Origin of the sequence: Tolypothrix bouteillei VB521301 (genome assembly GCF_000760695.4) — a bacterium.
In the GTDB taxonomy this organism is placed as follows: Bacteria; Cyanobacteriota; Cyanobacteriia; order Cyanobacteriales; family Nostocaceae; genus Scytonema; species Scytonema bouteillei_A.
In genome coordinates, this window is the sequence record NZ_JHEG04000001.1 from 3,066,897 (window position 1) to 3,080,759 (window position 13,863).

Genomic DNA, 13,863 nt, shown 5'->3' on the forward strand with positions numbered 1-13,863 from the left:
ATCCTCCGGTAGTTCAATTTACCTATTCTCCCTCAATTCCTGATTTTTCTTAAGCGCACCATAAAAAAGCCATCCATATCTTGTTGGTGGGGTAAAACTTTAATCCAACCTTCTCGAGTGCAGTAAGGATGGGCTAGTGAATCAATTCTGGGGGTTTCAATTTCCCAGTTTGGATAATCTGCGAGAAATGACTCAATGACATTTTCATTTTCTTTGGGATGCAGCGTACAGGTTGAGTAAACAAGTACACCATTTAACTTGACAAAAGTAGAGGAATGTGCAATAAGTTGTTTTTGTAGCACGGAAAGCTCTTCGACAGTTTCTGGTTTTTGCCGCCAACGCGCATCAGCATGACGGTGGAGTGTTCCCAAGCCAGAACAGGGCGCATCTAAGAGTACTCGATCGGCGGTATTTTGAAACTCGGTAAAGTCACGGGTGCTATCACCGAGATATATTTGTATGGATTGTAGGGAAAGCCGTTGAATATTTTCTTGAAGTTTTTTCACACGCGATGGAGTGCGATGTACCAAAAGTGCGGCTTCGCGCTCGCTCTTAGCGCCTGTACCCGGCTTATCGCAAGCGCAAATTTTTCCCCTATCTGCCATTAATTCTGCAATGTGGGTTGTTTTACCACCAGGTGCAGCACAAACATCAATAATAGTCTCATCTGGTTGAGGGTCCAGTAAATGACTGACGAGTTGAGCGCTACTATCTTGTACAGTCCACCAACCTTGGTTATAACCGGGTAAATTTTGAATGGGACCAGCGTTACTCATCAATCGTAAAGCTTGAGGTAACTGATGAACCCTTTGAAACGAAACACCCGCCGATTGTAACTCCGCCTCCACTTCTTCCACCGCAACCCGCAACAAATTAACCCGCAAATCAATCGCTGGAGTTTTGTTCATCCACATACATAATTGTTCTGTTTCAGCTAAACCAAATTGCTCTACCCACACTTGAACAATCCAATCGGGAAAGCTGTGTAAAATACCCAAGCGTGCGATCGGGTTTTCTGGCAATTGCAAGGGGATTTTGGATTTTGGATTTTGAATTGGGAAATCTTCTCCCCCTTCCCCCCCTCTGTCTTTCTCCCTCTCCTCTTTCCCCTCAGTCATTCTGATATACTGACGCAGTAAACCGTTAACAACACCAGTTAAACCAGAAAAACCATTTTCTTTGGCTAACTGAACTGTGGTGTTGACAGCTGCACTAACAGGAATCCGTTCTTGATATTGTAATTGGTACAAACCCAAATGGATAATAGTGCGGAGGTCTTTTGGCTGTTGGTGAGATTTCTTTTTACCAAGTTGGTCTATAATGGCATCGAGGGTACGCTGTCTTCTGGTGCATCCGTATACCAATTCCGTCACAAGACGACGATCCATATCAGGTAAATTAACTTTTTGCAGTACGCGATCGAGGGCAATATCAACATAAGCCCCTTTATGAATATCTCGCAGTGCAGTAAAAGCTAATTGACGGGAAGAAATCATTGTCAAATGTATGTAAATTTTAAAATTTCCGATTGTTCTTTAGGGTAGCAAATACTTCAGCAGGATTTTAAATAGGCAAAAAAATTTCTTAAGGAAGAATTAGATACTTAACCAATCTGTTTTAAAGGTCGCTTGGGGTTGAGAGATCGGCTTAAAGCCGTTCCTAACTGGTAGGAACGGCTGCGAGAATTTGTTGATGAAATTCTCAAAGATATGGACAAACAGTAAGTTATGAGTAGCTTTATCCGAAATTAAGTAACAGCTTCAAACCCTAACCAAGAATCATAGTATCAGCATGAGCGAGTTCAAACTCACAAGCTCTAGAAGTCTGTTCTACAGAAAATGGTTCAAAAGTTACAAGTGGTAAAAGTGTGGGATTTTGCAATAATTCTTTTGCAAGCAAGAATCCAGCAATTGTCCAAGTTTGATATTTCCTAGCTTGTTTGCCAATTAACCGACCTTTCTTACCGTCGTAATACTCCGGCCACTCATCATAATGGAGCCTAGCCTGTGCAATTTCAAGCGCTCTATTTGCCAGTTCCGGTCTATTTGTTTTCACAGCAGCTGCTGATAATAACCACAATAAAACAGGCCAACTGCCGCCATTATGATAAGACCAGGGAATGTTTTTGGGGTCACATCCAGTAACAATTTTATACTCTTCGTCTTTTAAAGCGGGGAAACAAATTTTCACTGGCATATCTCCCACTAGGTCTTCCCAACGTTCGTCGAAAAGATTCATAATGGCTTGCGATTGTTCTTCACTTGCAAGATCTGAGATAACGGCCACTAAATTTCCTAAAGTAAAGAAGCGAGTATCTAGCTGAGACGGTCCAACATTACCTACTAGATAACCGCCTTTTCTTGGCAACCACTTGTCCAATTCATAGTATGGTAAAGAATCAGCATATATATTGAAGAGGTTGACTGCTGCTTTGCCGTACTCTTCACTCTTGAAGCGATAAATTTTGTTCAAGCAATTCAAATCCATCCAATAATGCTGGCGGATGTGAACGCGTAAGAGTGGTAAGCGATTATCAATAGCTTCCACAATATCTTCGTTACCTTGGCAAATTAGGAGTTCTCTTGCTGAACGTAATGCAGCAAAAAATAAAGCCTGAATTTCTAAAGGATGCCCGTAGATACCCATACGACGATCGATCATACAAGCACCATCTGGCACCAATAAGGTTGGATACATATCAAACCTTGTCGCCAAGCACAGTTCCATAATTAACCGGATACCATGTTGAAATTCAGGTTGATAGGCTAAAGAAAAATCTTTTGTAGCTACTACATAAGCACGTAATAAAATCACCCACCAAAGGCAAGAATCGACTGGCGTGACTCGAGCAATAGCGTGTTCGCCAAAATCGGGTTCTAGATATTCTTCTCCACCCTCTGAGACAACCTTGAAGCTAGCTGGCATCAGACCCCGACCTGGCTTGTAAGCATTTAACTGCCTTTCCTTTGGCTGTAACTTTAAGGTTTCCTCTAGAAAATTACGAACAATATCTGTTCTTCCTTTAGTCAGAAAAATTAGAGCTGAGGATACGAAATCACGAACAAAGCATTGGTCATAATTTAATGCTTCTACTGAGCTATCATAAGCGGCTACTGTTCCTACAGGACGCCCTTTATAGTAAAGAATGGAATTTTCTAATGCTTTCCAAGCCTCACTCTCTATGTTTTCACTTGGAACAAAATCATCTAAATACATTGTCAGAACAACTCCAATGGTTTGGTAAATGGGTAGTGAGAGGTATTGTGGTATCTACTGCTATTTAGATCATAACAATGATGATTTGTTCAATAGCAAATACAACAATCTGCTGGGGATTAACAACAGCAGCAACAGCTTCAATTACCGCTCTTTTGGCGGCATAATTGATAGTTATTTGCTTTTGTAAATAGGCTTCCTGTTAGTTAAAGCTGTTTTTTTCATATCAAACGATCGCATAAACTTTAGTTATCCATGATATGTTGTTACGTTCAAACGTTAGAAACATTTTTTACTTAACAAAAACATACTTTAAATACTATGCAATCTTTCAAGGAATTAGTGACTTTATTTTAAGTATTTTTACTTAAAAGGATAAAGTTTACTGAGAGTACATAATGAAATAATATTTCCATGCCTATAGATAAGAATTTATAACGAATTTTTGTTGGATGCAATATGGTTTTTGAAGTTCATAACTCTTACTGCTTAAAAAAATACATATTCTACCTCAAATATATTGATTTAGGAACTAACATAGTTCTGTTTATTTTTGCCTAACAACTTCTCTCATAATTGAAAAACATTTGTTAACAGTTAATTTTTTTGTCAAAAGTTAATTGCTAACAGTGGATAATTTCGCGCTACTCCAGCATCACTGTTAATTTTGAGGTTTTTTCAGCTACAACTACAAAACCCACCAATACCAATCGGCGGGCAAAAATGCCACAATGACAACACTTGATGGAAGTCAAACTAAGTAACACGGTTTTGAGTGTAGATGTTACCCGCAAAGATCGATAGCAGATGAATATGTTCGGCTTTCTTTTTAAAGATGTTGCTATAAGAGCTATTCTCTTTTACCAAAGGATAGAAGAAGCCTATTGTACAGCTTCTCTTAAATACAAAATGTCACAAAGAAACCGACATCTAAATCGTGAACTGTGCTACATAACCACTGTTTGGATGTAGATAGTACAAGTATTCTATCGGCTGTAGCTGTGTAACATTTTGGGAATCGGGAATATAAACTGTAGCCAGCTACACAGATTTTACACCAGATATACCTGTTGAACTATATCAACAATATAAATTTTTCATCATCCTCAGTAAGGTAATTGTAAATTTTATACATTTATTATAGTTGGTACTTGTCGCTATACCTCAGTAATACTTCGGAAATTTTTCCGGATTCCTGTTAAAGTTTCTGTAATTCATAATATCGGATTTTTTATATCTATACAATCTGGAAGATTGAGAAGTCTGTTTGACCGTCAATTCTTCCTCTTGTTCTTGAAATAAGTGTGAAAAGAGTTCTCGCTTGACATATTAAAAGCATAATAAATCTCTGACAATTAACAAGCTTAAAAGTTTGGAAAATGACAGCATATATTATTGACATGAGTAATAGTATATATGGATAATTTTTATGCAAAAGCATAGAAAATTTAAAGTTTGATTTGTTTTTTTATATCTTTATATAATACAATCATTATAATAATAATTTTTCTTAAACAAGAAGGAGTTTAATTTACATTTCTATCTTTAAGCTTTCAAATTTTCCAGGAAAAGGGTAGGATTTTCCTACTTTTTTTGGAGTTTATCCATAACGTTAAAAATTAGTTAAAAACTGGTAAAAATTATATTCATCCAGTCACTTACTTAAAAAGCCCTAAAATCTAAAGCCATAGCACTTCGATTTGTCAGATTCACAAAAAGATTGCAAAGGTCAAATTTATGTTAAAAACTTCCCAGGCTAGAAAAACTTACTCTGTTGAAAATTTGCTTAAACTGTGGTTGCAGCGTTTTACAATTAATACAATTTCTCTATCCATAGACAAGCATCTATCTTATGAGGATTTATTAAAAGCTAACTCATCACAAGGTAGAACACTTACAGTTGCAAAACTAAAGGATACAGTCTTAGATATTAATTGTCAAATGGCATGGATTCAAACAAAAGATCTTTATGGTTATATTCCTAACATTTTTGATTTAAACGAAGCGAGGCGAATAACTCAATTTGCTTTTCGCGTATACCGGAAATTGCTAGAAGTTTATCAACAACATTTTATAGAAGAGACTGTACACGCAACAGAAGAAAAAACCTCTCTACCTATATGGGGTATAGCAGAACTTGAACAGTTGTTATACGAACTAGAACCAACATTGATGGTTTTTCAGGAACAACACGTAATATCTAAAGACTGGCGTGCGCTTGGTTTTATGACTTCGCAGTTGAACTTCAGCAACCAGTTAATTTTAAAAAAACTTGCACCAGCGGAAAAAGTGCTCCTGACACCTTACCTTAAGTTTGTTGAAGAACAAGTTGCAATGCCTTGGCAAAGAGTTTGTCACTCTGCAGCCAAGCACGAGCAAGGCTCTCCGATGATAGCACTTGTTGAACAAATGCTACCTGAATCTGAAAACATCGCTCAAAGTGTTTATCGCCGACTCACTGAATTATTGCCCAACCATCAAAGTCGTAGGGGTGGGTTGGGAGATCCAGGAATTACTCACTCCTGTCTTCGCGACTTGAATATGTTCCAAGCTTACCTTTGGCTGTGTTTGTTAGAAAAAAGTGTTGCTCCGCTCGAACAGGAACTCCTTCCTTTATGCGTTATGGTTGTCCAAGGTGTAGACATTCCATGGGAGTTGACAAAGCAATGGTGCCAAATTCTAGGAGAAGAAATTGCCACCCGTATTCAGTCAGAACAGAGAGATTTATTAAAACCTTACATTCAAGCAATGCAGCAAATATTTTTTGAGGAACGTCAGCGTTTGCTTTGTCCGGTAGCACTAGAAACTGTTTCAGAATTGTAAGGATGGATTGGGGACGAATACTCGTCCCGGTTAATTGATAAAACTACTTGAGCCAGCGTTTAGTGACTTCAGCAATACGTTGTCCAAATCGTTCTGCTGTTAAGCGATCGCCAGGGTCAAGTACAGCTTCTTTACCACTCATATCTATCTGACTTTGACCCATTGCGCCAAGAAATCCTCCAAGTCTATTGACTCCATCGTCTTTACCAAGTAAAAAGCTTTGCAAGTCCCCCAAATTTACCCAAATCATACCGTGTTGAGCGGCATTAGTGACCAAATATAAGAGTGTTCCTTGTTTATCACCACTTGGCGAGCTAGAGTGAGTGAAACCAGCAGCAAGTTTATCTTTCCATCCATGATGGAACCAAATTGTACTGGCTGCATCGATAAACGCCTTGAATTGAGCTGCAACCCCACCCATATAGGTTGGTGAACCAAATACGATGGCATCAGACTGATTCAGCTTTTCTATTATTGCATCGTCTTTCCAACGACCATTTACAATTTGCTCCCCGACAATCCGTAACACTTCGACAGTTGTGCCTTCAATTTTACCAGCACCTTCAGCAACTGCTTGTGCCATTAGATGAGTATGACCTGAACCAGAAAAGTAGACAATCGCAACGGTGGACATGGGACACTTGCTCAATTGTAATTATAATGAATATCATACGCAGTCTTGATAACAGAGTAAATAGCACCAATCTACTGGCAAACACTTTATGCTTTATCACTAAGTTAGTGAGAAAAAACCAAACTATGTAACAAAAAGTAAAATCTTTGTATTTGGCTCGAAGTAACGCTTCAGCCTATGCATTGCAACTACATACTAGTAATGATTATTTGTACCTACTTAACTGAATTCCCTAAGTTGTCCATATTTAATTGCTGACGAAATTCTTTGTAGGCTCGATTAATAGCTTGCATTTTGGATTTTGCACAAGCAGAACCATTGATATCAGGATGATACAGTCTTGCTAATCTTACATACGCAAACTTTACAGCTTTTGGAGAAGCAAACTTATCAACTGCCAAAACTTCCCACCATTCCTCATTCCCCAGTAATATATTTTCTAGTACTGAATCGTCACTACCAAATCTTTGAGTCCAAATCTTGAGAGTGGCACCTTTTCCTCCACTGACTAATGTCTTTCCATCAGGACTAAAAGCAACAGGGCTGCTTCCAGAAAGAGTTTGTAGAATTTTTCCCAAGCGCAAATTCCAAAGATGAATGATACCGTCTCTGCTGGTACTTGCAAGGGTTTGTCCGTCAGGAGCGATCGCAACAGACACAACTGCGCTTGAGTGTCCGGTTAAAGTTTCAAGTAATTCACCAGTATGAAAATTCCATAACTTGATAGTAGCATCAGTACTTCCACTGATTAGAGTATGACCATCAGGACTGATAACGATGGTGTTAATTGCTGCCAAATGTCCGGTAAGCATGCGTAACTGCTTTCCGGTGTTTAAATCCCAAAATCTTATGGTGCGATCGGCACTACCACTGGCTAAAACTTTTGCATAAGAACCGATCGCAATAGATAAAACTGCTTCTGTATGTCCATTTAAAGTACGTTTTAATTCTCCGGTATAACGTCCCCAAAGTCTTATTGTCTTGTCATCACTACAGCTAGCAAGAATACTTCCATTAGGGCTAAAAACAATTGAATGTATAAAGCCAGTATGGCTGTAAGGGAAATCTAAGTATAAAAAAGTATGGCAATATTTTTTGGTATCTAGTTTCCAGCTAGTAATCTTCCTATCTACACAGCCACTTGCAATTATTTGACCATCAGGGCTAATGGCAACAGATAATACTGCCTCTGCTTGCCCCGCAAAAGTGTAGAGCCATTTTCCAGTTTTCAAATCCCACAAATGAACCGATTTGTCATCACTTCCACTGACAAAACTTTGACCATCAGGAGTAAATGCGATCGTATTGACTCCTGCAGAGTGACCCTTAATAATATTTACGCATTTCCAAGTTTCAAGCGATCGGGATTTGAGAGAATTCGTTTCTGTTTCAACTTTAGGGTTTGCGGTTTCAAACTTCACAGACGAAGAGACACAAGTTTCTGTTTTTTGCTGGAATTCTGCCTTGAGTACTTGCGTTTCATCCTCAACTTCCAAAGCAGCAAATTTTTGATTTAAATTCTCCCCATATAAAAATACTTCTAACTCCGTCACTGCTGCGGAATAAGCTTCCATCTGTAAAACTTTTTCTTCCATCCGCTCAAAAACTTGTGCTGGTGTTTCCCGTGTTCCAGTTTCGTCCAGCAACTTAGCAATACCATACGCAGCGAGTCCTACCACTGCAACAACTCCAGCCATCGGTACTGTACCGATACCAACGGCTAAACCTATTTTAGGAGCAACTAATCCCATCCCACCGACAACACTAGAAATGCCAGCACCACCTATTGAGCCAATTCCCATTGCACAGAAAGCAGCTGCGTCTCCTTCACTTATTGCCTTAAAAGCACCATAAGCAGCAGCACCAACAACACCACCAGCACCAACTATAGGAACTGTTCCCAGTCCAACTGCTCCAAATCCTCCAGCCAGACCCATTCCGCCGACAGTTGTCGAAACACCAGCACCTGCTAAGTTTCCTCCTACAATAAATGCTGCACCTGTTGGGGAGTTTTGTTTCACTTGTTATAGTTCCTGTAAACCATTTTTTTGTTGGGTCTCACTGTTGTCAACCCATTTTAATAATGATACGGCTTACACATAGCCTCCCTTTTTTAGCTATGAATTTTCCGAATCTTTACAAATCTGTTGTATATCCATGATTTTTCTTGATTAGAAAACCAACTTGCTATCAATTCTCGATCTCTTTCTTCTCACATTTAATAAATGATCTGTAAACTTTTGTGTATGGCGAAATCTCGCCTACGCCTATTTGGGAAGAATAACCAAGAAATAATTTCAAAATGAAATACCATGACTCATGCCTCACCTGAGTTACCTTCAGGTGTAATTATTCGCCCAATTCAACTGACAGATATCGATGTCCTATCACTTAAGATGATGCCTAACGATCCGCGTCGTTTACCGTCTTGGGCATCTACAAAGATGATACTAACTCTTTACAAAATTGGAGAGGGTATAGTTTCAGCTATCCTACCTAGCAGTTTACTTTATTTGCTGATTTTGTTTGCTGGAGGACTCAATATACCAATTAATTGGTTGTGGATATGGGCGGCTTGGTTAATTCTCTTAGAAATTTGCATCTTCTTTGCCCTAACTCATCGCCATGACTGGCTTAACTGCTGCTGGGTAGTGGAGCACCAAGGGGGTTTCGTTGCTTATGCTGTCTTGCGTCCATACAACCATTTTAGGATTTTGGAATGGCTACAAGTACATTCTAAATGGAGAAGAAAAGGCATTGGTTCTGCATTAATGAGAACTTTGATCTCGCAATCTCAAAAGCCTATTTACTTAGAAAGCAGTTTTCTTAGTGTTAGATTCTACACTCGCCTTAGCTTTCGGAAAATTCCATGGAAAGATATGCCCCCTGAAGTTCAACAGCGATTCTCTTTTATAGGTAGTACTGTTTTAATGGTCTACAGCACTTAAGACAAAAAACTTGATTTTTTTGTAAGTCCGCGTAGGCGGACTTTGTTTGTGTAGTAACGAATTATATTCGCCCAATACTTTGAAAACACCGTCTAAGATCTTGTAGGGCGTGGAGACCTAACCTGCTTTTACCAAAACCTCATTCCCTTCAACCTTTGCTGTATACGTAGGTATGGGCTTGTCAGCAGGACCGTTGAGAACCTTACCATCAGCAGCAAATTTAGAACCATGACAGGGACAAACAAAAGAATTTTCATCTTTTTTCCATCCAACATCACAACCCGCATGAGTGCAAACGGGATTGACAGCTAGGACTTGACTCGTGTTGTTTGGATCTCGAACGACCAACACTTTGCTAGTAGCAAATTTTTCATTGAGAATTTGACCATTTTTGTCTAAATCTGCTACTGTGCCAACAGCCTGAAATCCGTCAGCACGGGGAGGGCTTGCTGGTGGCTGAGTGTTTTGAGAAGAACAAGCACTGATAACTCCCGGTAAAGAACTAGCAACGCCTGCTACACCAACCCAACTCATAAATTCACGACGGTCCACTGGAATACCTACCTTAGTTAATTGATTTTGTAAAGAGCTTTTCAGAACAGCCCAATCGTAGCACTTTAGCCGTATCCGTCATGAAGTTTATGGCTGATAAAGGTATTGTTAATAAAAGCAGTATTGCTGAATAAAAGAATGATTTTTGTAGATCCCCCCAACCCCCCTTAAAAAGGGGGGCTGTGCGTAAGCCTTAAAAAGGGGGCTGTGCGTAAGTCCTATATAAGAAGCTCCCTTCTCCCTTAACCGAGTTGAGTTGGGGTGATAGGCAATTCATACTTTAATTCAGCAACGCCATAAAAGCTACTCCTTGATAAGACAAGCAATTTATTATGACTTCTGTGGATTCTAGCAAGCATAAGAAAGCCAAAGCTCTCAAACCCGGTAGCCGCCGTCCTGCAAAGGAACTATGTAGTGAATGCGGGCTGTGCGATACATACTATATTCATTATGTCAAGGAAGCTTGCGCGTTCATCAATCAGCAAATAGAGACTCTCGAACAACAAACTCACTCGCGATCGCGTAACCTAGAAAAACCTGATGAACTCTACTTTGGCGTCCACCAAGATATGATGGCGGCGCGGAAAAAGGAGCCCGTTCCTGGTGCTCAATGGACTGGTATTGTCAGTACCATCGCAATTGAAATGCTCAATCGCGGTATTGTTGAAGGTGTTGTTTGCGTCCAAAATACCAAAGAAGATCGCTTTGGTCCAATGCCTGTCATCGCTCGTACCCCAGAGGAAGTACTAGCAGCAAAGGTTAACAAACCAACTCTTTCACCCAACCTTTCTATTCTCGAACAAGTAGAAAAATCCGGGCTAAAGCGACTGTTAGTCATTGGTGTTGGTTGTCAAATTCAAGCATTACGGGCTGTTGAAAAACAATTGGGCTTAGAAAAACTTTACGTTTTGGGGACACCTTGTGTCGATAATGTCAGCCGTGAAGGGCTGCAAAAATTTTTAGAAACCACTAGTAAATCGCCCGATACTGTGGTTCATTATGAATTTATGCAAGACTTTCGAGTTCATTTTAAACACGAAGATGGCTCGATTGAAAAAGTACCGTTTTTTGGGCTGAAAACGAACAAACTTAAAGATGTTTTTGCCCCTTCCTGTATGAGTTGCTTTGACTATGTTAATTCTCTTGCCGATTTAGTTGTGGGATATATGGGAGCACCTTTTGGTTGGCAATGGATTGTTGTGAGAAATGACCAAGGTCAACAAATGCTCGACTTGGTAAACGAGCAACTCGAAACTCAACCAGTCATGTCCAAAGGCGATCGCAAAGCTGCCGTCCAACAAAGTATACCAGCCTACGATAAAGGCGTCACCCTTCCCATGTGGGCAGCACAATTAATGGGTGTTTTTATTGAAAAAATCGGTCCTAAAGGTTTAGAATACGCCCGTTTTTCCATAGACTCCCACTTTACCCGCAATTATTTATATGTTAAGCGGAATCATCCAGAGAAATTAGAAGCACATATTCCACAATTTGCCAAGTGTATTGTTGAGCAATATCAGTTACCGGAGTCGTAGCCGTTTCTAATTGCTTTGTAGTTGCGAATGTCTGCTCAAGCGCAACTACAAATCATAATTTTCTTTTTATAAAAGATATTTTACAAAATTTTATATAAAAAATAATGCTCATTATTTTTTATCAAGCATATAAATAATTTATAAAAACTTGTAAGTACTTTAGGGTAAGCAGCCCACCACAAAAAGCTTTTGGTGGGTAGAGTCCACCTTACTATTATTATTTACCAAGCAAGAAATATAAATTTACATTAATTCAAGAACTTGTTGATTGATAGAGACAATTAACAATGTCATTAACTCACCTTAACTTTATAAGTCTATTCTCATTTTTGGAAGAGCTAAGTGAGTAGATGTGCTAATAACGGATCTTATTTTAAAAGTTGAGACATAGGTGAATTTTGACAGCCATACTTAAGCTATTGGTCTGAATACAGAAAATTTACAAACATGCTCAATCTTTGGTCTAAGTATTACATGCAATCTACTCATATTTTAGATGCAGATATAGAGAGGAGACTATGGCTTTCTCAAGAAGAAAATTTTTTGCCCTAGCAGGTACAACTGCTGCAACTTTAGTTGTTGGAGAGAACTTAAAAGGTCTTTACGCAAGAGCACAAGGAGCATCGTCAACAACATATGGTTATGGTCCCCTCATCAAAGACCCCAATGGCTTGTTAGACTTACCTGCTGGATTTCAGTATAAAGCCTTTTCCCGCACAGGCGATCTCATGAGCGATGGTAACCCCGTACCCGGAGGTCATGATGGAATGGCAGCTTTTGCTGGACCAAATCGCTCAGTAATCTTAGTTCGCAACCACGAACTTAGCCCAAATTCTTCAACTGAGGTAAAAGGCAACAAGTATGACGAGCTTTGTAAAGGCGGTACAACAACATTAGTTGTTAATCCAGCACGCGAGCTTGTCAGAGACTATGCATCACTAGCAGGAACCTACCGCAACTGTGCTGGAGGTCTGACTCCTTGGGGATCGTGGATTAGTTGTGAAGAAAATACTTCCACTCCAGAAACAACCCCAAGCACCATAGAACAACCCGCTAATTCTGGTATTTTTGTACCCAATCCAAACAGAGTGACTAAACGCCACGGGTACAACTTTGAAGTTCCAGCACTTTGGAAGCCCAAAAAAGGTACTGTAGACCCCGTACCTTTAATAGAAATGGGTCGATTCAACCACGAAGCTGTAGCTGTAGATCCCAGAACCGGAATTGTATATCAGACAGAAGATGCAGGAGATAGCCTCTTCTATCGCTTTATTCCTAACAAACCGGGCTACTTGCAAGAAGGCGGTGTTTTAGAAGCTCTTGCGATCGTCGGTTTATTTCAAGAAAATACCAAAACTGGTTTCCCTGTAGGGAAGAAGTATCAAGCTGAATGGGTTCGTATTGAAGATTACGATCCTTATGCGGACACCGTGCGGAAAGAAGGTTTTGCTAAGGGAGCCGCACAATTTGCTCGTGGTGAAGGTATATGGTATGGCAACGGAGAATTTTACTTCTGCTGCACGAGTGGTGGTGCTAACAGTGGTGGTCAGGTATGGCGTTACATCCCTGGTAGAACTGCTAAAGAGGGCGGTACAATTGAACTATTTGTAGAGCCAAACGATAAGAGCATACTAGATATGCCAGATAATATTGTCGTAGCTCCCTTTGGAGACCTAATCCTTTGTGAAGATGGTGATGACGAGCAATTTGTTGTTGGGGTAACTCCTGAAGGTGGGCTTTATCAGTTTGCTCGCAACGCTCTTAATGACAATGAATTTGCTGGTGCTTGCTTCTCACCAGACAATCAAACTTTGTTTGTGAATATTCAAACTCCTGGTATCACTTTCGCTATCTGGGGACCTTGGAATAAATAATTGCTTCACCTAAAGACGCAAAGGTGTTAATACCAATTCTTTGTGAAATTGCACAGAACTCCTATCTGTCAAATCCTTATCTAGAATGAGCTTTATTTATTGCTGTTCTATGCATTTGCACGTGGAATTGGTATTTTCTAGCAATCGCTTCCTCTGACTTATGCGATTATGGTTTTCATGAAGGAAGCATGGCGTTAACCTCCTTGCTAAGATTGGAATTCTAAGGAATTCCAATACAAATTTTGGTGCTGATATAAATGACTCCATAGATCTGGGAATAC

General features: G+C 39.7%; 9 protein-coding genes. 4 read left to right on the top strand and 5 right to left on the bottom strand.

Features of this window, described 5'->3' with window-relative positions:
* Nucleotides 1-32 precede the first annotated feature (32 nt).
* Together HC643_RS12215 and HC643_RS12220 are read right to left on the bottom strand one after the other, a co-directional pair.
* Nucleotides 33-1,496, bottom strand: a complete 1,464-nt coding sequence (locus tag HC643_RS12215; protein WP_038083043.1) for a 16S rRNA (cytosine(967)-C(5))-methyltransferase — start codon at nucleotides 1,494-1,496, stop codon at nucleotides 33-35.
* Nucleotides 1,497-1,767: 271 nt separating this feature from the next.
* Nucleotides 1,768-3,216, bottom strand: a complete 1,449-nt coding sequence (locus tag HC643_RS12220) for a glycoside hydrolase 100 family protein (RefSeq protein ID WP_038083044.1) — start codon at nucleotides 3,214-3,216, stop codon at nucleotides 1,768-1,770.
* A gap of 1,737 nt (nucleotides 3,217-4,953) precedes the next feature.
* Between HC643_RS12220 and HC643_RS12225 the strand changes: the two genes are divergently transcribed.
* Nucleotides 4,954-6,039, top strand: coding sequence for a hypothetical protein (locus HC643_RS12225; protein ID WP_038083045.1), 1,086 nt, complete (start codon nucleotides 4,954-4,956; stop codon nucleotides 6,037-6,039).
* A gap of 43 nt (nucleotides 6,040-6,082) precedes the next feature.
* Here the strand turns inward: HC643_RS12225 and HC643_RS12230 are convergent, their stop codons facing one another.
* Both HC643_RS12230 and HC643_RS12235 read right to left on the bottom strand, forming a co-directional pair.
* Complete coding sequence (locus HC643_RS12230; RefSeq protein ID WP_038083046.1) at nucleotides 6,083-6,673, bottom strand: flavodoxin family protein; 591 nt, start codon at nucleotides 6,671-6,673, stop codon at nucleotides 6,083-6,085.
* Between the two features lie 215 nt (nucleotides 6,674-6,888).
* Nucleotides 6,889-8,694 (bottom strand): DnaJ domain-containing protein, encoded by a 1,806-nt coding sequence (locus tag HC643_RS12235; protein ID WP_038083047.1) that lies wholly within the window; start codon nucleotides 8,692-8,694, stop codon nucleotides 6,889-6,891.
* Nucleotides 8,695-8,985: 291 nt separating this feature from the next.
* On the opposite strand from HC643_RS12235, the gene HC643_RS12240 reads away from it, so the two are divergent.
* A complete protein-coding gene (locus HC643_RS12240) occupies nucleotides 8,986-9,621 on the top strand; it encodes a GNAT family N-acetyltransferase (RefSeq protein ID WP_038083048.1) in 636 nt (211 codons plus the stop codon).
* A 117-nt stretch (nucleotides 9,622-9,738) separates the two neighbouring features.
* Here HC643_RS12240 and HC643_RS12245 read toward each other — a convergent pair whose 3' ends face one another.
* Nucleotides 9,739-10,173, bottom strand: coding sequence for a QcrA and Rieske domain-containing protein (locus HC643_RS12245; RefSeq protein ID WP_038083049.1), 435 nt, complete (start codon nucleotides 10,171-10,173; stop codon nucleotides 9,739-9,741).
* Between the two features lie 332 nt (nucleotides 10,174-10,505).
* On the opposite strand from HC643_RS12245, the gene HC643_RS12250 reads away from it, so the two are divergent.
* The gene (locus tag HC643_RS12250; protein ID WP_038083050.1) at nucleotides 10,506-11,708 is read left to right on the top strand and encodes a Coenzyme F420 hydrogenase/dehydrogenase, beta subunit C-terminal domain; all 1,203 of its coding nucleotides are present in this window, start codon (nucleotides 10,506-10,508) and stop codon (nucleotides 11,706-11,708) included.
* A gap of 518 nt (nucleotides 11,709-12,226) precedes the next feature.
* Nucleotides 12,227-13,582: an alkaline phosphatase PhoX gene (locus HC643_RS12255; RefSeq protein WP_038083051.1), complete on the top strand. Its 1,356-nt coding sequence runs from the start codon at nucleotides 12,227-12,229 to the stop codon at nucleotides 13,580-13,582.
* Nucleotides 13,583-13,863 lie beyond the last annotated feature (281 nt).